At 62.0% G+C, this 19,313-nt stretch carries 22 protein-coding genes; 15 read left to right on the forward strand and 7 right to left on the reverse strand.

Translation table 11 applies throughout. From position 1 onward, the window contains the following. The first annotated feature begins 5 nt into the window (after positions 1-5). From ACN9MO_RS02400 to ACN9MO_RS02430, 7 genes are all read left to right on the forward strand, one after another. A complete protein-coding gene (locus ACN9MO_RS02400) occupies positions 6-1,904 on the forward strand; it encodes a potassium transporter Kup (protein ID WP_057250821.1) in 1,899 nt (632 codons plus the stop codon). Between the two features lie 352 nt (positions 1,905-2,256). Further along, positions 2,257-3,378, forward strand: a complete 1,122-nt coding sequence (locus tag ACN9MO_RS02405) for a cell wall hydrolase (protein ID WP_057250819.1) — start codon at positions 2,257-2,259, stop codon at positions 3,376-3,378. A 302-nt stretch (positions 3,379-3,680) separates the two neighbouring features. Then, the gene (locus ACN9MO_RS02410; RefSeq protein ID WP_057250817.1) at positions 3,681-4,040 is read left to right on the forward strand and encodes an AtpZ/AtpI family protein; all 360 of its coding nucleotides are present in this window, start codon (positions 3,681-3,683) and stop codon (positions 4,038-4,040) included. 60 nt (positions 4,041-4,100) lie between these two features. Then, positions 4,101-4,853 carry a F0F1 ATP synthase subunit A gene (locus tag ACN9MO_RS02415; protein ID WP_057250816.1) on the forward strand — a complete coding sequence of 251 codons (753 nt, stop codon included), beginning with the start codon at positions 4,101-4,103 and terminating at the stop codon, positions 4,851-4,853. A gap of 82 nt (positions 4,854-4,935) precedes the next feature. Beyond that, the gene (locus ACN9MO_RS02420) at positions 4,936-5,163 is read left to right on the forward strand and encodes a F0F1 ATP synthase subunit C (protein ID WP_025426100.1); all 228 of its coding nucleotides are present in this window, start codon (positions 4,936-4,938) and stop codon (positions 5,161-5,163) included. A 76-nt stretch (positions 5,164-5,239) separates the two neighbouring features. Next, complete coding sequence (locus ACN9MO_RS02425) at positions 5,240-5,857, forward strand: F0F1 ATP synthase subunit B (protein WP_057250814.1); 618 nt, start codon at positions 5,240-5,242, stop codon at positions 5,855-5,857. 13 nt (positions 5,858-5,870) lie between these two features. Continuing rightward, positions 5,871-6,356, forward strand: a complete 486-nt coding sequence (locus ACN9MO_RS02430) for a F0F1 ATP synthase subunit B (RefSeq protein ID WP_057250812.1) — start codon at positions 5,871-5,873, stop codon at positions 6,354-6,356. Positions 6,357-6,664: 308 nt separating this feature from the next. Here the strand turns inward: ACN9MO_RS02430 and ACN9MO_RS02435 are convergent, their stop codons facing one another. Continuing rightward, positions 6,665-7,312 (reverse strand): ribonuclease HII, encoded by a 648-nt coding sequence (locus ACN9MO_RS02435; protein WP_113133189.1) that lies wholly within the window; start codon positions 7,310-7,312, stop codon positions 6,665-6,667. A gap of 246 nt (positions 7,313-7,558) precedes the next feature. Then, complete coding sequence (locus tag ACN9MO_RS02440) at positions 7,559-8,716, reverse strand: PA0069 family radical SAM protein (protein ID WP_057250809.1); 1,158 nt, start codon at positions 8,714-8,716, stop codon at positions 7,559-7,561. Between the two features lie 187 nt (positions 8,717-8,903). Here ACN9MO_RS02440 and ACN9MO_RS02445 point away from each other — a divergent pair, with 187 nt between their 5' ends. After that, complete coding sequence (locus ACN9MO_RS02445; protein WP_058320419.1) at positions 8,904-9,440, forward strand: hypothetical protein; 537 nt, start codon at positions 8,904-8,906, stop codon at positions 9,438-9,440. 291 nt (positions 9,441-9,731) lie between these two features. Here the strand turns inward: ACN9MO_RS02445 and moaB are convergent, their stop codons facing one another. From moaB to ACN9MO_RS02465, 4 genes are all read right to left on the reverse strand, one after another. Further along, on the reverse strand, positions 9,732-10,274 hold the full coding sequence (gene moaB / locus ACN9MO_RS02450) for a molybdenum cofactor biosynthesis protein B (RefSeq protein WP_113131949.1): 543 nt from the start codon (positions 10,272-10,274) through the stop codon (positions 9,732-9,734). A 1-nt stretch (position 10,275) separates the two neighbouring features. Beyond that, positions 10,276-11,190 carry a 4-(cytidine 5'-diphospho)-2-C-methyl-D-erythritol kinase gene (locus tag ACN9MO_RS02455; protein ID WP_057250802.1) on the reverse strand — a complete coding sequence of 305 codons (915 nt, stop codon included), beginning with the start codon at positions 11,188-11,190 and terminating at the stop codon, positions 10,276-10,278. A 7-nt stretch (positions 11,191-11,197) separates the two neighbouring features. Then, positions 11,198-13,039: a tetratricopeptide repeat protein gene (locus ACN9MO_RS02460; protein WP_058325458.1), complete on the reverse strand. Its 1,842-nt coding sequence runs from the start codon at positions 13,037-13,039 to the stop codon at positions 11,198-11,200. A 162-nt stretch (positions 13,040-13,201) separates the two neighbouring features. After that, a complete protein-coding gene (locus tag ACN9MO_RS02465; RefSeq protein WP_058320418.1) occupies positions 13,202-14,218 on the reverse strand; it encodes a polyprenyl synthetase family protein in 1,017 nt (338 codons plus the stop codon). Between the two features lie 107 nt (positions 14,219-14,325). On the opposite strand from ACN9MO_RS02465, the gene ACN9MO_RS02470 reads away from it, so the two are divergent. The 6 genes from ACN9MO_RS02470 to ACN9MO_RS02495 all read left to right on the forward strand — a co-directional run bounded on the left by ACN9MO_RS02470 (position 14,326) and on the right by ACN9MO_RS02495 (position 18,301). Further along, entirely contained in the window at positions 14,326-14,547 is a 222-nt protein-coding gene (locus ACN9MO_RS02470; protein ID WP_057250796.1) for a DUF2007 domain-containing protein, read from the forward strand. After that, entirely contained in the window at positions 14,544-15,332 is a 789-nt protein-coding gene (locus tag ACN9MO_RS02475; RefSeq protein WP_425986429.1) for a tRNA1(Val) (adenine(37)-N6)-methyltransferase, read from the forward strand. Before ACN9MO_RS02470 ends, ACN9MO_RS02475 begins: the two co-directional genes overlap by 4 nt. Positions 15,333-15,479: 147 nt before the next feature. Beyond that, the gene (locus ACN9MO_RS02480) at positions 15,480-16,346 is read left to right on the forward strand and encodes a S49 family peptidase (RefSeq protein WP_057250793.1); all 867 of its coding nucleotides are present in this window, start codon (positions 15,480-15,482) and stop codon (positions 16,344-16,346) included. 131 nt (positions 16,347-16,477) lie between these two features. Continuing rightward, the gene (locus tag ACN9MO_RS02485; protein WP_113131948.1) at positions 16,478-16,669 is read left to right on the forward strand and encodes a hypothetical protein; all 192 of its coding nucleotides are present in this window, start codon (positions 16,478-16,480) and stop codon (positions 16,667-16,669) included. 127 nt (positions 16,670-16,796) lie between these two features. After that, the gene (locus tag ACN9MO_RS02490) at positions 16,797-17,753 is read left to right on the forward strand and encodes a glycine--tRNA ligase subunit alpha (protein WP_058320416.1); all 957 of its coding nucleotides are present in this window, start codon (positions 16,797-16,799) and stop codon (positions 17,751-17,753) included. Next, positions 17,750-18,301, forward strand: coding sequence for an AAA family ATPase (locus tag ACN9MO_RS02495; protein WP_113480193.1), 552 nt, complete (start codon positions 17,750-17,752; stop codon positions 18,299-18,301). The genes ACN9MO_RS02490 and ACN9MO_RS02495 overlap by 4 nt, the downstream gene beginning before the upstream one ends. Here ACN9MO_RS02495 and ACN9MO_RS02500 read toward each other — a convergent pair whose 3' ends face one another. Further along, a complete protein-coding gene (locus tag ACN9MO_RS02500) occupies positions 18,302-18,499 on the reverse strand; it encodes a hypothetical protein (RefSeq protein WP_058320414.1) in 198 nt (65 codons plus the stop codon). It lies immediately after the preceding gene. Between the two features lie 252 nt (positions 18,500-18,751). Between ACN9MO_RS02500 and ACN9MO_RS02505 the strand changes: the two genes are divergently transcribed. After that, positions 18,752-19,300 (forward strand): LemA family protein, encoded by a 549-nt coding sequence (locus ACN9MO_RS02505; protein ID WP_058320413.1) that lies wholly within the window; start codon positions 18,752-18,754, stop codon positions 19,298-19,300. Positions 19,301-19,313: the final 13 nt, after the last annotated feature.

The following is a 19,313-nucleotide window of genomic DNA, read 5'->3' on the forward strand; positions in this document are numbered from 1 at the left end:
TTTGCATGACCCAACCGCATGCCCCCTCCCACGAGCCGAAGGATCTGCGACGCCTGCTGATCCTCGGGCTTGGCTCGATCGGTGTCGTCTACGGCGATATCGGCACCAGCCCGCTCTATGCCTTTCGCGAAGCGCTGCGCCCGGTTTCCCACGACGGCGTGACCGACGTGGAGATCATCGGCCTGATCTCGCTGATGATCTGGACGCTGACGATTATCGTCACGATCAAGTATGTGCTGTTCCTGCTGCGCGCCGACAACCAGGGGGAGGGCGGCACGCTGTCGTTGCTCGCTCTTCTGATGAAGTCCGCCAACGGGCACGCATCGATCCTCTTCTTCATGGGGATCGCGGGTGCAGCACTTTTCATCGGCGATGCGATGATCACGCCGGCCTTGTCCGTTCTTTCCGCGGTCGAAGGTCTGAAGCTGGTGACGCCGGCGCTATCGGAATACGTGGTTCCGATCGCGGTGGTCATCCTGCTCATGCTGTTTGCGGTGCAGTCCAAGGGAACGGCGGCCGTCTCCAACTTCTTCGGGCCGATCACGCTGGTCTGGTTCCTGGTGATGGGCTGGATCGGCCTCGTCCACATTTCCGACGACCTGACGATCTTCAAGGCCTTCAATCCTTACTATGCCGTGAGCTTCATGCTGAATGAAGGCTATGTCGGCATCATCGTCCTTGGCGCCGTTTTCCTGACGGTGACGGGTGCGGAGGCGCTCTACGCCGACCTCGGACATTTCGGTCGCCGACCGATCCAATGGGCCTGGTTCCTGGTCGTCTTCCCGGCGCTGACCCTCAACTATCTGGGGCAAGGTGCCTTCGTGCTGCAGAACCCGGAAGCGATGTCCGATCCGTTCTTCCTGATGTTCCCGAAATGGGCGCTGCTACCGGTCGTCATCCTGGCGACGGCGGCGACCATTATTGCCAGCCAGGCGGTGATAACAGGGGCCTTTTCGCTGACACGTCAGGCGATCCACCTGGGCTTCCTGCCGCGCATGGCGATCTTCCACACGTCGGAGACGCATACGGGCCAGATCTATCTTCCGAACGTCAACACGCTGCTGATGTTCGGCGTCATGGCGCTCGTCTTCGTCTTCGGTTCGTCCGAATCGCTCGCCACCGCCTACGGCATCTCGGTCACCGGCGCGATGGTGGTGACGACGGTGCTTTCGTTCGAGTTCCTGCGCACGCGCTGGAATTGGTCCGGGCTCTGGGCGGCGGCGGTGTTGCTGCCGCTGTTTGGGCTTGAGTTCATCTTCCTCGGCGCCAACATGCTGAAGATTCACGACGGCGGTTACGTGCCGGTGCTGATCGCCGCCACCTTCATCGTCATCATGTGGACCTGGCGGCGCGGAACCGAGATCCTGCACGCCAAGACGCGCCACATCGACATTCCACTTGCAAGCTTCATCAAGTCGATCGAGCGCAAGAGCGAGCATGCACCGGTGGCCGTTCCCGGCACGGCCGTGTTCCTGACGAGCGATCCGGAGTCGACCCCGGCCGCGCTGCTCCATAACATCAAGCACAATCATGTGCTGCACAATCAGAACTTCATTCTGACGATCCGTACCGCCAACACGCCGAAAGTGCCGAAGTCGGAGCGGGTGAGCATGCAGCCGCTTTCGGATCGCTTCACGCTGCTCGAGATGCGCTTCGGCTTCATGGAAACGCAGAACGTCTCGCAGGCGCTCGGCCTTTTCCGCAAATCGGGGCTGAAGTTCGACATCATGTCGACCTCCTTCTATCTCGGTCGCCGCAAGCTCGTGCCCGATGCCGAATCCGGCATGCCTCATTGGCAAGACCGGCTGTTCATCGCACTGGCCAATGCGGCGATCGACCCCTCGGACTATTTCCGCCTGCCGACCAACCGAGTCGTCGAACTCGGCTCGCACGTCATCATCTGATCCTCGCGTCCCTCAACCGGGTGTGCCGGGCAGGGGCTTCGCGCACACAGTCGGATAAAACGGAGCTGTTCCCGGCCGGGGCGGCTCCGTTCGCGTTATGACGGCCGTGTTCTTCAGCGAGGCTGCATTAACCAAACATCAAGGTTAATGCTTCATTTTCAAAGCTCGAACGAAGCGGCTCCGGCGGGGTGTCCGGCCGCCTCATTGTCTTAGCTTCCCGCGCGGAATCTCCGACGCTGGCTTCTTGTCGGCGCGGGCAAAGCCGTGCCGTTCGTCAAGCGTTGCGTGGAGTCGGTTGGTGCGTAAGAGTCGGAACCTGCGTCAAAAGTCTCGCCTGAACGTGTCCACGTGGATGGCGCCTGCAATCATCGGCCTCGCGCTCTATCTCGGCTTCCCTTCCGTAGCGGCCTATGCGGATCTCGCGACCTTTCTTTCCGGCATCAATCGTGGCGGTGAGCGCTGGCGCATGTACATGACGCCGTCGCCGGCGGGCTCGATCCACGAAGTCGAGATGGTCTTTGCCGATCCGATCACGACGGGCGCGCTCGATGGCGGCGCCGGCATCAACATGCCCGACGGCAGCCATGTCGCACTCACGTCCGAGACCAAGCATTCCGGCACGCCAGACGAAGAGCGTATCAACCGCCGCGACAAGAAGGGACGCATCGTCGCCGTCACGCCGATGACGCCGCCCAAGGATTTCAGCGCCGGCTCCATCCTGCAGCGCACGAGTTCCCTCACGGAGCCGCGCTTCGAGGAGGGCGAGAAAATGGTCTTCGCCAAGGCGCGCATCAAGGGCAAGGAGATCGAGATCGCCACGGCCTTCTATGGAAAGAAGCCGCCAAAGGCGGATCCCGGCGTTTCGCCGATGCTGGCCAAGCTCGTGACGAACGACAAGCCCGACATTCTTGCGACTGCTTACGTCCGGCCCGAGCCGGACTATGCGCGTGAATCACCCTTCGATTCGATCCTGCGCGAGGACAAGAACGCTGGCCGCTTCATTCCCGAAATCGCGCCTGACGACCACGCTTGGGCGGCAACGGTGCTGCCCTCGGCCGTATTCAGCAAGGAAGAGCAGGCCTGCCTGGCCGAAGGCATCTATTTCGAAGCGCGCAGCGAGTCGCTCAAGGGCCAGGCGGCCGTCGCTCAAGTGATTCTCAATCGCGTCCGCAATCCGACCTATCCGAAAACCATCTGCGGCGTCGTCTATCAGAACAAGACCTGGCGCAACCGTTGCCAGTTTTCCTTCGCCTGCGACATGATCCGGGACCTGATCTATTCGCGCTCGCACTGGAAAATGGCCAAGGAAGTCGCGATGGCGGTCACGGCCGGCAAGATCTGGCTGCCAGAAGTGGGCTCTGCCACCCATTACCATGCGACCTACGTCAATCCGCCCTGGGCAAAGACGATGAAGCGGGTCGGCAAGATCGGTATGCACATCTTCTACCGGACCTATGGCGGCGGCTGGAGTTGATCGGCGCCTGGCGCGATTCCGCCGTCTTTTCCTGTCTAACCCGTAGAACCGAGATTCCAGCCGACAGAGTGCAGGAATCCTGCGACAACCTTGTCGCGGATCGTGCTTTGCAATTCTAACTATTTGAATTATCGTAATAATATTGTCCACGGTCAAGCTGCCCGCATGCCTTGACTATGCGGGTGCCTAAAACTATGTTGCGCGCGACTTCAAATGGGGCCGAAACGTGGCTTGAACGATGGCCTATTGTATGACCGAAATCGCGGTCTGAGACCCGATCAGGACGGCAAGGGAGTGGCCACGTGGCGGAGAAACCTGAAGAAAGTCTGGAAGCGCGGCTGAAGCAGCTCGGCGATAAGATTGAGGCCAAGAAGCCTCATACGTCTGATGCAGCGGAGGCCCGTGCCGCCGAAAGCCGTAAGGGCTATGCGGCGGCGATGAAGCTGTCGAGCGAATTCATCGCCGGCATCGTTGTCGGCGCGTTTCTGGGCTATCTTTTGGACCACTTTGCGGGTACAGGGCCGTGGGGCATGATCATCCTCCTGCTTCTTGGCTTCTGCGCTGGCGTGCTGAATGTGCTGCGCTCGGCCGGTATGGTGGCAACACCGGAAGCTGGAAGAGGCGGCCCTGAGGATGACAAGAAGGACGGAGACGCCCACTGAGGCGTTGTCCCGAAGAAAACGGTTTCCGCTCTTGGGCGGGCAGAACGAAAGAGAAGCGCGGTGTCAAACGATCCGACCCACCAGTTCCTGGTCAACAAGATTGTCCCGATCGAGATTGGCGGAATTGACTTTTCCTTCACCAATGCGTCGCTGTTCATGGTCGCGACCGTGGGTGCTGCCGCAGGCTTCCTGTATCTGACGACGTCGCAGCGCGGTCTGATCCCGAACCGCATGCAGTCGGTCTCCGAAATGTCCTACGAGTTCATCGCCTCGATGCTGCGCGAAGGCGCCGGCAGCGGCGGCATGAAGTTCTTCCCGATGGTGTTCTCGCTGTTCATGTTCATCCTGACGGCGAACCTGCTCGGCATGTTCCCGTACTTCTTCACGATCACCAGCCAGATCATCGTCACCTTCGCACTGGCGCTGTTTGTGATCGGTACCGTCATTCTCTATGGTTTCTACAAGCACGGTTTCGGTTTCCTGAAGCTTTTCGTGCCGCATGGTGTTCCTGGCGTGCTTCTGCCGCTTGTCGTCGCGATCGAAATCATCTCGTTCCTTTCCCGCCCCATCAGCCTCTCGGTCCGTCTTTTCGCCAACATGCTGGCCGGCCACATCACGCTGAAGGTCTTTGCAGGCTTCGTCACGTCGCTCAGCGCCCTTGGCGCGCTCGGCATCGGTGGCGCGATCCTGCCGCTCATCATGACCGTCGCCATCACCGGTCTTGAGTTCCTCGTCTGCTTCCTCCAGGCCTATGTCTTTGCGGTACTGACCTGCATGTACCTCAACGACGCTGTCCATCCCGGAAGCCACTAAGGAATAACAGTCGCTTGCTTTCGGCCGGCCCTCCGCCGGAAGCACAATCCTAAGCCGCAACACCATTCGAAGGAGTTCAAACATGGAAGCGGAAGCAGCAAAGTACATCGGCGCAGGTCTCGCTTGCCTCGGTATGGCCGGCACGGCTCTCGGCCTCGGCAACATCTTCGGCAGCTACCTGTCCGGCGCACTGCGCAACCCGTCGGCTGCTGACGGTCAGTTCGGCCGCCTCGTATTCGGCTTCGCCGTTACGGAAGCTCTGGGCATCTTCTCGCTGCTCGTAGCCCTGCTCCTCCTCTTCGCCGTCTAATATCGGCTGGAGTTTCGGCCGCGGCCCGTCAAAAGGCCGCGGCCGCGCATATTCTTGAGTGCACCTGGAGGTGAGCATGTTTGTGACCGCGGCCTATGCCCAGCAGTCAACCACCACTGAAGGCGCCGAAGCACACGATGCCGCTGCGGCCGGTGAGGTGCACACCGAAACGGGTGTGGCCCACGAAGGCGAGGCTGGCTCCGGCGTGTTCCCGCCCTTCGATTCGACCCATTTCGCATCGCAGCTGCTTTGGCTCGCGATCACGTTCGGCCTCTTCTATATCCTGATGTCGAAGGTCATCATTCCGCGTATCGGCGGAATTCTCGAAACCCGTCACGATCGGATCGCTCAGGATCTCGATGAAGCGTCCCGCCTCAAAGGCGAAGCCGACGCGGCCATCGCTTCCTACGAGCAGGATCTGGCAACGGCCAAGTCCAAGGGTCACAAGATCGCTGACGACGCTCGCGAATCCGCAAAGGCCAAGGCCAATGCAGACCGCACGGCCGTCGAAGCCGATCTCGCCAAGAAGATTTCGGCTGCGGAAGACCGCATCGCCGACATCAAGGCAAAGGCACTGGCTGACGTCGGCGCCATCGCTGAGGAAACCGCGACCGCTGTCGTCAAGCAGCTGATCGGTGGAACCGTCACCAAGGCCGAGATCACCGCTGCCGTCAAGGCATCGGCCGGTAACTGAGGAGCACTGAACCATGCATCTTGATGCGACCTTCTATGCCCTCGTCGGCCTGATCCTGTTCTTCGTCCTGATCGCCTATCTCAAGGTTCCGGGCATGATCGGCAAGGCGCTCGACGCCCGCGCCGAAAAGATCGGCAACGAGCTGACCGAAGCCAAGCGTCTGCGAGAAGAAGCACAGAGCCTTGTCGCCGAGTACCAGCGCAAGCGTAAGGATGCCGAAGCGGAAGCTGCCGGTATCGTCGCTGCCGCTCAGCGCGAAGCCGAAATGCTGACGGCGGAAGCCAAGCAGAAGACCGAGGAATACGTTGCTCGCCGCACGGCTCTCTCGGAGCAGAAGATCAAGCAGGCTGAAAGCGACGCGATCAACGCCGTCCGTTCCGCTGCCGTCGATCTGGCGATTGCCGCTGCCGAGAAGGTCGTCGCCGCCAAGGCCGACGCCGGTGCACAGAGCGATCTGTTCACGAAGGCGCTTGGCGAAGTCAAGGCACGCCTGAACTAGTCCTCAGGACATTCCGGATTTGAAAAGCCCCGCCCTGTGCGGGGCTTTTTGTTTGGGCCATGCACCGGGTTTGGCTGCAGGCGCCGGCCTCCCGGGGTTACACCGGGCGATCGCTGAGACGATAGCGCGCATGCCCCCGGTTCACGGCGGGCCGCCTCACGCGGCGCCGGTGACCCCGTTAAAACTTTACGCGCGCGCATATTCGTCGGCGCGTGACCTTATGGGGGCACGCGCTGGTGTCTCAGACAAGATTTCTTCTGCAAACGGGCGAGACGGAGCCGGCGCTCCCAAGAACTGCTCAGCCGCTACTAGTCCCGCCGCAGAGGGCGAAAGCTCATGCGGTGCAGGGCGCAGGGACCATGCGTTTCTATGGCGCGCCGGTGGGTTACGGTCGCGTAGCCGGCATGGAGCGCAAAGCCGTAGCCGGGATGCGCGAGGTCGGCGCGAGCCATCATACGATCGCGCGTAACCTTGGCGACGATCGAAGCGGCGGCGATCGATAGCGACCGTGCGTCGCCCTTTACGACTGCCTTGGCATGGCATGAAAGCCCGGGCGGCACGTCGCGGCCGTCGACGAGTACGAAGCGTACGGTCGAGGGAAGACCCGCCACTGCGCGTCGCATCGCCTCCAGGCTTGCCTTGCGGATATCCGTGGCATCGATCGTGCCGGCCGAGGCCGAGGCGATCGATACCTCCGATGTCGCGAGGATTTCGTCGAACAGCTTCTCGCGCGCCTGCGCGCTGAGCTTCTTGCTGTCATCGAGGCCCTCGGGAATGGCGTCGGGATTGAGAATGACCGCGGCCGCTACGACCGGTCCTGCGAGCGGGCCGCGACCAGCTTCATCGGCGCCGGCGACCGGCCAATATCCATCACCTCTTGCCGAGAGTTCAAAACTGAAATCGGGTGCTTCGATGATATCGGGAAAAAGGGGAGAATCGGACGACCTGCGAGACATAAGTCTAATTCGCATGATCGACCGATTCTCTTCAAGCCCCCAGGTCCGAGTGCGGCGGCGGACGGGGGGGATGGCCGATGCCCCAGGCGGGGGCGGGGCACCGGAACTGTTTTGCGACCTTCTAGCGTTCACACCGGCTTGCCTGAGGGGCGGTGACGAAAACTCCCCCATTGCCCGGGCATCCTCGGTGCCTATCGCTGGCCACAAACCCGGAACAGCCATCACGCAGGCCATTCCGGAAAACCTTCAAAGAAGCGAGAGCTGCACCCCCGTTCCGAGCGGCGGCACGAACAGATCGTCGCGAAGCTGGCGGCGTGTCGGGTTGAAGCCGAGGCGCTTGGTGGCGAGATCGAAGCGGCGGCCGATCTGCCAGGCATAGGGGCCGGCGCCTTTCATGCGCTTGCCGAACTCGGCGTCATAGTCCTTGCCGCCACGCATGGAGCGGACGAGCGACATGACGTGGCGGTAGCGGTCCGGATAGTTGCGCAGAAGCCAGTCACGAAACAGCGGGCTGACTTCGAGCGGCAAGCGCAACAGCACATAGCTCGCCTCCGTCGCACCGGCCGTCCTTGCCGCTTCGAGAACCCGCTCGATCTCATGGTCGTTGAGCGCCGGGATGATCGGAGAGACGAGAACCCCGGCGGGGATGCCGGCCTCGGCAATGGCACGCATCGCCTCCAGCCGCTTGGGTGGCGTTGCGGCGCGGGGCTCCATTGTCCTCGCCAGCTTGCGCTCGAGCGTGGTGACTGAAATGCCGACCCGCGCCAGTCCCTTCTCGGCCATCGGCGCGAGAATGTCGATATCGCGGGTGACCATCGCCGATTTGGTGACGATCATGACCGGGTGGTTGGCGTCCCTCAGCACTTCGAGGATCTGGCGCATGATGCGCCATTCCTTTTCAATCGGCTGATAGGGATCGGTGTTGGTGCCGATGGCGATTGGCCTGACCTTGTAATCCGGTCGCGCCAGTTCGCGCTCCAGGAGCCGCGCGGCATCCGGCTTGGCGAAGAGCTTCGCCTCGAAATCCAGACCCGCCGACAGGCCCATGAAGGCGTGTGTGGGGCGGGCGAAACAATAGATGCAGCCGTGCTCGCATCCGCGATAGGGGTTGATCGAACGGTCAAAGGAGATATCGGGAGATTCGTTGCGGGTGATCACCGTCCGCGGCTTCTCGACCTGGACTTCGGTCTTGAAGGGGGGCAGATCTTCCAGGCTTTCCCAGCCGTCGTCGAAGCTTTCCCGCGCCTGCGGCTCGAAGCGGCCGGACGTGTTGAGCCCGGCGCCGCGTCCGCGGCGGCGGTCGATATCGATCCGCAAGCCTGTTGCGCTCATCATCGCTTCGGCGACATCTGCCGTATTGGCGGGCGCAAGCGCACCCTGCCTGATCTGAGACAGCTCGTTCATTGGAATCTCCCCGGAATCAGATCTTTGATCCCGTTTTGTTCTGATTATTTTCCTATCCCGAATACGAGAACAATTCAAGAACAAAAAGCGGGAGCAGTACGTTTGGAGTTTCGTGCTCCCCGGTTTGGTTTTCAGCCAAGCCAGCAGTGCGTGTAGCAATTGTGAGTGTGATGCGGTAGGACGGGCTATGCTGACGATCATCATGGAAACGCGGGACAACGAAGCCGAGCTGGTGCAGACGCTGTCGGTGCTCGTCGCCGGCGCCGTGGAGGGCCTCGTCAGTGATGTGATTGTCCTCGATCACGGCTCCAAGGACGGCTCGTCGCGTGTGGCGGAAGCGGCCGGCTGCCGCTTTCACGTCGATTGGAATCTCGGCGACGTCGTGCGTTCGGCGCGCGGCGAATGGCTGATGCTGCTCGAACCCGGTGCCCGTCCGATCGGCCGGTGGATCGACGAGCTTGCTGAATACGTCTCGCTCAACAGGGCGCCCGCGCGCTTCTCCGATTCCAGAATGCACCGCAAACCGTTCTTCCGCCGCCTGATCCGGCGAAGAAAGCCGCTGGAAACGGGTTTCCTGGTGAACAAACATGATGCGCTCGCAGCGGCCGATGGCAATCGATGCCTCGGCGACATGACGAATGTCCGGGCGGTCCGCAAACTCTCGACGGAGCTCGTTCCGGCCTGGGTCGTCACCGAAAGCAAGCCGACGCCGGGACGCTCCTGATCGCTGTGCACTAAAAAGGTGCCAGTCCCAGGGGACGGCACCTCAAGGTGGCTCTCAAATGACCTTGTCTGGTAAATTTCTTGCCGGGCAGCATTCTGGCTGCACGTCGTATCCCCTTGTTCTCCCCGCCCGGGGATATCGGCGGGGAGGCGTCTTTGCAGCCTGAAGAGAAACGTGCGGCGTCCGATCTTCGGTGGGCTGATGATCGGACGCTAAAGGCACGAAAAATGGCTGTCAGTTCCAAAGGTAACAGACGGGCCGAAAGTGCGATGGGACGTGGAGGATCCGGGCTTAACCGCGTTTGAGGTGCTCGTCGAGCCGGGGCATGATCTCGACGAAATTGCAGGGTATGTGCCGGTAATCGAGCTGCTGCTTCAATATGCCGTCCCACGCATCGCGGCAGGCGCCGGGTGAGCCGGGCAGAACGAAAATGAAGGTGGCGTTGGCAACGCCGCCAGTTGCGCGTGACTGGATCGTCGAGGTGCCGATCTTCTCGTAGGAGATCCGATGGAAAACCTCGGAGAAGCCGTCCATGCGCTTTTCGAACAGCGGCTCCAGCGCCTCCGGCGTCACGTCCCGGCCGGTGAAGCCCGTGCCACCGGTCGTGATCACCACGTCGATCGTCGGTTCGAGCGTCCAGGCCTTCACCTGGTCGTAAATCTGCGCCCGATCGTCCGGCACGATCGCGCGCGCTTCCAGGCGATGACCTGCGTCGCGCACCCGCGCCTCCAGCGTGTCGCCCGATTTGTCGTCGGCGAGCGTGCGGGTGTCGGACACCGTGAGGACAGCAATTCCGACGGGAACGAAGGGGCGTTTTTCGTCGATGCCAGCCATTCTACTTGCCTCTTCCTATCGTGTTGCAGGCGAGAACGTACCAGCCGGGCTGCGCCTCCGAAAGAGTACGCGCTGTCGCAGCCGCACGCTCACCGTTGTCGAAAATGCCGAAGCAAGTGGCGCCTGAGCCCGACATCCGAACCAGCAGGGCCCCGGCCTCCATCAGCGACTGGCAGACGTCGCCGATGACAGGCTGCAGCTGCTGCGCCGGCGGCTGCAGATCGTTGCGCATCGTTGCCATTGCCGCCAGCCACGCGTCGAGCGTTCCCGAAGCCTGAGGCAAAACGAGCGGCGCATTGGTCTTGTTCGCGAGCGTCCGGAACACCACCGGCGTCGAAACGGCAACGAGCGGATTGACCAGTACGAGGGGCAGGGATGGAAGGTCGGCAAGCGGCGTGATGTCCTCACCGATGCCTTTCGCCACGAGAGGAATGCCGGCGAGGCACATCGGTACGTCGGCGCCGAGCGCCAATGCCATTGCATCGAGGCGGGAGGGTTCGATCGCGGCGTGCCAAAGTTGGAGAAGCCCAAGAAGCGTCGCCGCCGCGTCGGCGGAACCGCCGCCGATGCCGGAAGCGAGGGGCAAATTCTTTTCGAGATGCAGATGAACAGGGCCGGCAGCGGCGAGGTTGCGGGACCGCAGTTCCTCACGCAGGACATCTCGCGCCTTTAGGACCAGATTGCCGCCCTGGGCGCTGGCATCCATTGGCAGTTCTGCGGCAAAGGGCCCCGACACGGTAAAGAGGTCGGCGTCTGCCGATGCAAAGCCGATCCGGTCGCCGCGATCGGCAAAGGTGACGAGGCTTTCGAGAAGGTGGTGGCCGTCGGCCCGCTGGCCGACGACGTGGAGCGCCAGATTGATCTTTGCGGGCGCCGCGCGCGTCAGCGTGAAGCCCGCGATGCCGTCATCAATCATGGATCGATCAGGACTTCTTGTCCGGCGCCGGCGCTTCCGCTTCCGGGGTCACCTTCTTCGGCGCGGTTTCCTTGGCATCGGCGGAGGCCGGAACCTCTTCCTTCAGCGGCGGCAGGCCGTTTTCGATCTTCGCCTTGATCTTCGGGATCTCGGCTTCCTCGGGCTTCAGCTCAAGCGTCTGTGTCCATTGGAACACCGCTTCGAGCTTGCGGCCGACGCGCCAGTATGCGTCACCGAGGTGATCGTTGATCGTCGGGTCGCCGGCCATCAGTTCAGCCGCTTTTTCCAGTTCCACCACCGCATCGTCGAAGCGGTTCATGCGGAAATAGGCCCAGCCGAGCGAATCGACGATGTAGCCGTCGTCGGGCTTCAGTTCGACCGCCTTGCGGATCATCTCGAGGCCTTCGTCGAGATTGATGTTCATGTCGACCCAGGAATAGCCGAGATAGTTCAAAACCTGCGGCTGGTCCGGGTTGAGTTCCAGCGCTTTCTTGAAGCTCGGTTCGGCCTTGTCCCAAAGCTTCTGGCGCTCGTAGGCAATGCCGCGCTGGAAGAACACGGTCCAGTCGCTGCGCTTCGGCACCGGTCCGATCTGTTCGACGGCCTGGTCGTAGAGCGTGCCCATCTCCTTGTAGTCCTTGGCGTCGGAGAGCACGCTGCCATAGGCGAGATAGTTGCGGATGTTCTTCGGATCGACGTCGATCAGCGCTTTCAGGTGCTTCTTCGCTTCGTCGACTTTGCCGATGCTGGCCAAGCTCAGGCCGAGTTGCAGTTCAGAGACGCGCCGCATCGGCGAGGTCTCCGGGATAGCCTTGTAGAGTTCGATCGCCTCGTTCGGCTTCTTCAGGTTTTCGGCGATGCCGCCGAGCATCACGAGGATGTCGGCGCTGTCGGGGTCGAGCCGGCGGGCGGTCTGCAGATAGAGCGAAACGATATCCTCGGCGCCGTCGCGATTGAGCGCAGCACCAATCGAGAAGAGCACGGCCGCAGCGCCCTGGCTGGCATTCTTGACCTGCTGTTCTTGCGGAACACCGTTCTCGATGTCGGTCCTCAGCGCCTGCAGCGGCGTGTAGTTGTTGACCATGTTCTCGCCGACGGCGACGGTATCGAGCGCCTTCTGCTTGTTGCCTTCGCGCGCCTCGAAACGAGCCAGCGCTTCGACCGCCCGCATGAAGGTGTCAGGCGCAGCACTTCCGCCTTCCCGATCCAGAATGGCATCGTTGAGCCTGGTCCGTGCGGTCTGCTTGTCGCCCGCGGCAACCGCGATCGCGCCGGCGTGATAGTTCTTGAACACGCGGAACCAGTCGGGGCCTTCCAGGCCGTTGATCTGCGCCAGCGCTTCCTTCGGCTTGCCCTGGCCGAACTTCGCCCAGGCGGAAAGCAGGCCGTTCATCAGCCGGTCGAGATCGTTGGGGCCTTGGTAGTTCAGGAGTTTCTGCGCATTGCGATACTCGCGCTTGCGGATCGCTTCGATCGCGCGGATCACGGTGGTGATGCGCTCGACGGCCGGGTCTGACTTCAGCTGCTCGGCAATCTTGGCGCCTTCATCGAACTGGCCGGCCATCAGCAGGGTGATCATCAGCCGCTGCTTGACGTCGTTGTTGTTTGGTTCGAACTGCAGCGCGATCTTGTAGAGCTCGGTGGCGGACGCGAAGTCGCGGTCCGTATCGGCGGTGCGGGCAGCGAGGAAGGCGCCGGCGAAAGTGTTCACCGTCTTGATGTCAAAGGGTTCGCTTTCCTCGACAGCGGCGACCTTGTCTTCCGCGAAGGCCTGGTGGCTGCCGCTGACTGCGGCGAGAGCCAGCAGTGCTGCGCCGCTAAGGAGGCGGAGGATCGTCAATTGCCGCATGTCAAACCTTTCGTGCCGATTGCTCGGTCTTGCGCACCACTGAGGGTTGTTTCCGGAGTCAGCCACATATAGCCCAGCACAACTCTTGAGGAACAGAATGGCTTTTTTGGCGCAATGCGGCAAGAAAATCCTGTCGGTCGTCCCGGTAGGGTTGAGGTCCCGTCAGCTTACCCGGTCGATGCAGAAGTCGATCACTTCCGTGAGCGCCGACTTCCAGGGTGACGCCGGCAGCGGTGCCAGCGCATCACGGGCAATCGTGCCGTAGTGCTGGGCGCGCGCGATGGTGTCGCTCAAGCCGCCGTAGCGCTTGATCAGGCCGAGCGCCTTTTCGAGGTTCTGATCGCTGCTGTCGCCGCCTTCGATCGCCTCGCGCCAGAAGGCCCGGTCTTCCGCCGTTCCGCGGCGGTAGGACAGGATCACCGGAAGCGTGATCTTTCCTTCGCGGAAGTCGTCGCCGACATTCTTGCCGAGGTCGCTCGACGAGCCGCCATAATCGAGCACGTCGTCGACGAGCTGGAAGGCGAGGCCAAGGTTCATGCCGTAGGATTTCAGCGCATTACGGTCGGATTTGCTCGTCTGGGCGACGATCGGTCCGACTTCGGCGGCAGCGGCAAAGAGTGCGGCGGTCTTCGCGCGGATGACCTGAAGATAATCGTCCTCGGTCGTTTCCATGTTCTTGGCGACGGAAAGCTGGAGAACTTCGCCTTCGGCGATGACGGAAGCCGCGGTCGAGAGCACATCGAGCGCGTCGAGCGAGCCGACATCGACCATCATGCGGAAGGCCTGGCCGAGCAGGAAGTCGCCGACAAGAACACTCGCCTGGTTGCCCCAGATCGTGCGCGCGGTGGACTTGCCGCGGCGAAGGTCGCTTTCGTCGACGACATCGTCGTGCAGCAGCGTCGCCGTATGCATGAATTCGACGCTGGTGGCGAGCTTGACGTGGGCGTCGCCTTCGTAACCGAACATCGAGGCGGAGGCGAGCGTCAGCATCGGGCGCAGGCGCTTGCCGCCGGAAGAAATCAGGTGGTTGGCGACTTCGGGAATCATCTGAACGTCGGAACCGGCCTTCGACAGGATGAGCTGGTTGACGCGCTCCATGTCCGGCGCTGTCAGGTCGACGAGCGGCTTAACGGACGCCTGTTTGTTTTTGCTGTCTTCCAGCGGTATCACTACGCCCACACCGGGACTCCTGTTTTCATTGTCGCTTTCGACAATAGGAAGGGGTGTCCCGTGCGGCAAGAGGCGAATTGTCCCGCTTGCTGAAATAGGACAGGAAAAACCGCCGGATGAAGGAATTGATCCGTACCAACGATGCCGTCGTGCTCTCCTTTGCCGAGAGCCTGATGAAGGATGCCGGCATCGCAAGTCTCATCGCCGATCAGGGGATGAGCATTCTGGAAGGCTCGCTCGGCCTGCTGCCCCGCCGTTTTCTGGTCGCGGACGAGGACGCGGAAGCTGCGCGGCGGATCCTGATCGACGCCGGGCTCGAGGCGGAGTTGCGGTCGTGAACTCGGACCCAGTGCTGGCGGCCGCAACCGAAACCGTCGATGCCTTCCATCGCGGCAAGTTCCATGTCGTTCAGCCGCGGGGGCAGGGACATCGCTCCGGTATGGACGCGATGCTGCTGGCATCGCTCGTTTCCTCGGATCATCCCTGCCGCATCGCCGATCTTGGCGCCGGTGCGGGCGCCGCCGGCATGGCCGTCGCTTCGCGGATCGCAGCTGCGGAGGTGGTGCTGGTGGAGCGCTCACCGGTCATGGCGGACTATGCCCGTCGCAGCCTGCTGCTGGCTGAGAATGCCCGCTTTGCTTCGCGGGTCTCGGTACTGGAGACCGACGTTTCGCTTGCCGGCAAGGCCCGTGTCGCGGCGGGTCTGGCGGATGACAGCTTCGACCACGTGATCATGAACCCGCCCTTCAACGACGCTTCCGACCGAAAGACGCCGGACAGCCTCAAGGCTGAGGCCCATGCGATGAGCGACGGGCTCTTCGAGGTCTGGGTGAAGACGGCCGGTGCGATCATGAAGCCGGGCGGGCAACTGTCGTTGGTTGCCCGGCCGGAATCGATCGCCGAGATCATCGCCGCCTGCGGCCGCCGCTTCGGCGGCATCGAGATCACGGCGCTGCATCCGCGCGTCGGCGAAAACGCGGTGCGCATCCTGGTGACGGCGATCAAGCAGAGCCGCAAGCGGCTGGTGTTGCGCGCGCCACTCGTCATGCATGAGGAGGGGCATCGTTTCGCCGATCATGTCGACGACCTCAACAATGGTCGCGCCGCCTATCGCCGCCGCTGATTTACCGTATGCGGCATTGCGTTTGTCGTGGCAGTGCATACATGCCATGGATGGGCCAATACACTTGGCCATCGGAGCGGCATGAGGAAAGGTGCCATGCGGTTTTCCTCACGCTGCTCCAAGGCGATCCAGTAGGCAGGAGTTGAAATGAAGGCGTTCCTGAGACGGTTGTTGCCGAGGCGATTTCGCAGGGAAGGCGTGACGATCCCCGTTGTCCGGCTTCACGGTGCGATCATGGCCGGCGGCGGGCAATTCCGGCCGGCGCTCAACCTAGCAACGGCGGCACCGCTGCTGGAAAAGGCCTTTGCAATTAAGGAAGCACCTGCTGTTACGATCTCCGTCAATTCGCCCGGCGGCTCCCCGGTGCAGTCGCGCCTGATCTACCAGCGCATCCGGGATCTCGCCCAGGAGAAGAAGAAGCGCGTCCTGATCTTCGTCGAGGACGTTGCAGCGTCTGGCGGCTACATGATCGCGCTCGCCGGTGACGAGATCATCGCCGATCCGACCTCGATCGTCGGCTCGATCGGCGTCGTCTCCGGCGGTTTCGGCTTTCCGGAACTCCTGAAGAAGATCGGTGTCGAGCGGCGCGTTTATACCGCCGGCGAAAACAAGGTGATGCTCGACCCGTTCCAGCCGGAAAAGGAGCAGGACATCGCGTTTCTGAAGAACCTGCAGCTCGACATCCATGATACCTTCATCCAGATGGTGAAGGCGCGTCGCGGACAGATGCTCGCCGATGATCCGGATATCTTCTCCGGCCTTTTCTGGACCGGTCGGCGCGGATTGGAACTGGGGCTTATCGATGGTCTCGGCGATCTGCGCGGCGAGGTGAAGAAGCGTTACGGCGACAAGGCGCGGCTAGAACTCATCCAGCCGGTGCGCAGCCTTTTCGGCCGACGGCAGACCGGCACGGCCGTTGCCGGCGCCCTTGTCGAGCCCTTGGCGGCGTCGGCGGCAGCGGGTCTTGCCGAAGCAATCGAGGAAAGGGCATTGTGGGCGCGGTTCGGGCTTTGAGCCCAAGCAATTCCAGCGAAATTGTAAGACGGTTTCGCACCCGGAATCGCGTAGAAACAATGAGATAGGGCGTTCACCGGCTCCTTTGATCGGAAACGCCCTAGCCCGCGCGCCATGGCCTTGGAGGAAAAATGCCGCAACTCATCCTGCTCCTGATCGCAGGTTTCATCTTCTGGCTCGGTTATCGCAAGTTCGTGGCCGACGCGCAGAAATTGACGCGCCAGCGTGAACAGACCCGCCGCGAGGAGCGGACCGGGGCGCAGGGCACGCTGGTCCAGGATCCGGAGACCGGTGAGTACAGGCTGAAACGCGACGACGAGTAGCGAGATCAAAGGGCGCGGAGGCTCCGGCGCGTCTAATTGGCGGGCCGGCGCTGTAGTTGCTTGACCCTTCTCATCAGGCGTGGCACCTGTCCGGCTCAATTTTTATGAAGAAATCCGGACGCGATCCATGACCACTCTGCCCGATCATATGAACCCGAAGCGCTCGTTTCAGGCCCTGATCCTGACTTTGCACAACTACTGGGCCGACAAGGGTTGCGCCGTCCTGCAGCCCTACGACATGGAAGTGGGCGCCGGTACCTTCCATCCGGCAACGACCCTGCGCGCGCTTGGTCCGCGCCCCTGGCGTGCCGCCTATGTGCAGCCGTCGCGTCGCCCGACCGACGGCCGCTACGGCGAAAACCCGAACCGCCTGCAGCACTACTATCAGTACCAGGTGCTCTTGAAGCCGAACCCGTCCAACCTGCAGGAGCTCTATCTCGGCTCGTTGGAGGCGATCGGCCTCGATCCGCTGCTGCACGATATCCGCTTTGTCGAGGACGACTGGGAAAGCCCGACGCTCGGCGCCTGGGGCCTCGGCTGGGAGTGCTGGTGCGACGGCATGGAAGTGTCGCAGTTCACCTATTTCCAGCAGGTCTGCGGCATCGAATGCTCGCCGGTATCCGGTGAACTGACCTATGGTCTCGAGCGTCTCGCCATGTACGTTCAGGGCGTCGACAACGTCTACGACCTGAACTTCAACGGCCGCGAAGGCGCCGAGAAGATCAGCTATGGCGACGTTTTCCTGCAGGCCGAACAGGAATATTCGCGCTACAATTTCGAATACGCCAACACCGCCATGCTGCATCAGCACTTCATCGATGCCGAAGCGGAGTGCCAGGCGTTGCTGGCGGCCGGCGCACCCGGCGATCACAGCAACAATCAGCTGCACAAATGCGTCTTCCCCGCCTATGACCAGTGCATCAAGGCGAGCCACGTCTTCAACCTGCTCGATGCCCGTGGCGTCATCTCGGTCACCGAACGCCAGAGCTACATCCTGCGCGTCCGTACGCTGGCCAAGGCCTGCGGCGAAGCCTTCCTGCTGACCGACGCTGGTGGCGCGAACTTCAACCGGGACGCGGCTTGACCACGCAACCGTCCGGCCTCGTCGTTCACATCAACGGCTGGCCGGGAACCGGCAAGCTGACGATCGCGCGCCATCTGGCCGAAAGGCTGGGCGCGCGGCTTGCCGACAACCACACGCTGATCAATCCGGCCGAGGCGCTGTTTGCGCGCGGCACACCGCTCTATCGATCTCTGCGCGCGGCGATCCGTGAGAGTGTGTTGGACCATTTGGCGAGGGCGCCGGCAGAACAATCCTTCGTTTTTACCGATGCGCTCTCGGATGACGCCTCCGACACCCGCGCCTTCGAAGACTACGCCGAGCTTGCGCGCCTGCGCGGCGCCCGCTTCGTGGCGGTGGTCATCGATTGCGATGTCGAGGAAAATCTCAAGAGGCTGACACGGGCCGGGCGGTCAAAGCAAAACAAGCTGACCGATCCTGCGATCCTTTTGGACCTTAGGGCCAAACACAGATTGCTGCGGGGCAATGGTCACGCGGTAGTCGAGATCGATGTAACGACGCTTGGCGCCAATGAGGCCGCCGAGCATATCGCCGGCCGTATCCTTGCGTGATCAAACAACTTTGACGATGGCGGCGGCCTTGCTGGCCTGATCCAGCGTGGGGTAGGCGCCGGTGTAGATCTGACCAGCGTAGGTCTGCAAGGCGCGACGAACGCCGACGGGCTTTTCCTCTGCGATGGACACGTTCGCATAGGCAACGAAAAGCGCCGTGAAGGCGATTGCGTTGATGAGGGTTGCGAACGTTTTCATGACCTTAGCTTCGTTTTCCAGGAGTTTCTCTCTGGACTGGAATATGGCTGAAGGTCAGCAATGCTGCCGTTCCCGCAGGAACAGGGATTGGACGCCGCACGCGAACACTGTGTTCACGAGGGGTATGCGCATTGCCTCCGTTCGCAGCGACAGTTGGGGAGGAGTGCGTTTCTCCGCGCAATTGCGGTAGAAAGGCCTTTGCAGCTTGAAAGCCGGTGCTAATCTCGGCCGGGCAATTTTGGAGGGCACCCTATGATCGGTCTGGCAATCGCCGTCGTCGTGATCCTGTATCTGGTTTTCGTCTATAACGGTCTCGTCAAGGCACGGCAGATCGCCGAGGAGGCCTGGTCCGGGATCGATGTGCAGCTGAAGCGTCGCGCCGATCTCATCCCCAACCTGATCGAAACCGTGAAGGGCTACGCGGCGCACGAGAAGTCGACGCTGGAAGAGGTGATCGCCATGCGCAACCGGGCGCAAGCTGTGCCATCAGGCGATGTCGAGGGGCGGGCTCAGGCCGAAGGCGCGCTGTCCCAGGCGCTCGGCAAGCTGTTCGCGCTTGCCGAAGCCTATCCGGATCTGAAGGCCAACGAGAATTTCGCCGAACTGCAGCGCTCACTGGAGACGATCGAGGGCGAGATCCAGATGTCGCGCCGCTATTACAACGGCGCTGCCCGCGATCTCAATGTCAAGGTCGAGAGCTTTCCGTCGAACCTGATCGCCAACGCCTTCCGTTTCGTCAAAGCCGGCTATTTCGAGATCACCAACGAAGCCGATCGCGCGGTGCCGCAGGTCAAGTTCTGACCTTTCCATCCGC

The sequence above is a fragment of the Ensifer sp. R-19 genome (genome assembly GCF_049905105.1).
GTDB lineage: Bacteria > Pseudomonadota > Alphaproteobacteria > Rhizobiales > Rhizobiaceae > Ensifer.

Bases quoted from the DNA above. Each gene is read 5' to 3' on its own strand.
- ACN9MO_RS02400 (WP_057250821.1), top strand. From the start codon at position 6: ATGACCCAACCGCATGCCCCCTCCCACGAGCCGAAGGATCTGCGACGC.
- ACN9MO_RS02405 (WP_057250819.1), top strand. From the start codon at position 2,257: ATGGCGCCTGCAATCATCGGCCTCGCGCTCTATCTCGGCTTCCCTTCC.
- ACN9MO_RS02420 (WP_025426100.1), top strand. From the start codon at position 4,936: ATGGAAGCGGAAGCAGCAAAGTACATCGGCGCAGGTCTCGCTTGCCTC.
- ACN9MO_RS02425 (WP_057250814.1), top strand. From the start codon at position 5,240: ATGTTTGTGACCGCGGCCTATGCCCAGCAGTCAACCACCACTGAAGGC.
- ACN9MO_RS02430 (WP_057250812.1), top strand. From the start codon at position 5,871: ATGCATCTTGATGCGACCTTCTATGCCCTCGTCGGCCTGATCCTGTTC.
- ACN9MO_RS02435 (WP_113133189.1), bottom strand. From the start codon at position 7,312: ATGTCTCGCAGGTCGTCCGATTCTCCCCTTTTTCCCGATATCATCGAA.
- ACN9MO_RS02440 (WP_057250809.1), bottom strand. From the start codon at position 8,716: ATGAACGAGCTGTCTCAGATCAGGCAGGGTGCGCTTGCGCCCGCCAAT.
- ACN9MO_RS02445 (WP_058320419.1), top strand. From the start codon at position 8,904: ATGCTGACGATCATCATGGAAACGCGGGACAACGAAGCCGAGCTGGTG.
- moaB (WP_113131949.1), bottom strand. From the start codon at position 10,274: ATGGCTGGCATCGACGAAAAACGCCCCTTCGTTCCCGTCGGAATTGCT.
- ACN9MO_RS02455 (WP_057250802.1), bottom strand. From the start codon at position 11,190: ATGATTGATGACGGCATCGCGGGCTTCACGCTGACGCGCGCGGCGCCC.
- ACN9MO_RS02460 (WP_058325458.1), bottom strand. From the start codon at position 13,039: ATGCGGCAATTGACGATCCTCCGCCTCCTTAGCGGCGCAGCACTGCTG.
- ACN9MO_RS02470 (WP_057250796.1), top strand. From the start codon at position 14,326: ATGAAGGAATTGATCCGTACCAACGATGCCGTCGTGCTCTCCTTTGCC.
- ACN9MO_RS02480 (WP_057250793.1), top strand. From the start codon at position 15,480: ATGAAGGCGTTCCTGAGACGGTTGTTGCCGAGGCGATTTCGCAGGGAA.
- ACN9MO_RS02485 (WP_113131948.1), top strand. From the start codon at position 16,478: ATGCCGCAACTCATCCTGCTCCTGATCGCAGGTTTCATCTTCTGGCTC.
- ACN9MO_RS02490 (WP_058320416.1), top strand. From the start codon at position 16,797: ATGACCACTCTGCCCGATCATATGAACCCGAAGCGCTCGTTTCAGGCC.
- ACN9MO_RS02500 (WP_058320414.1), bottom strand. From the start codon at position 18,499: ATGAAAACGTTCGCAACCCTCATCAACGCAATCGCCTTCACGGCGCTT.
- ACN9MO_RS02505 (WP_058320413.1), top strand. From the start codon at position 18,752: ATGATCGGTCTGGCAATCGCCGTCGTCGTGATCCTGTATCTGGTTTTC.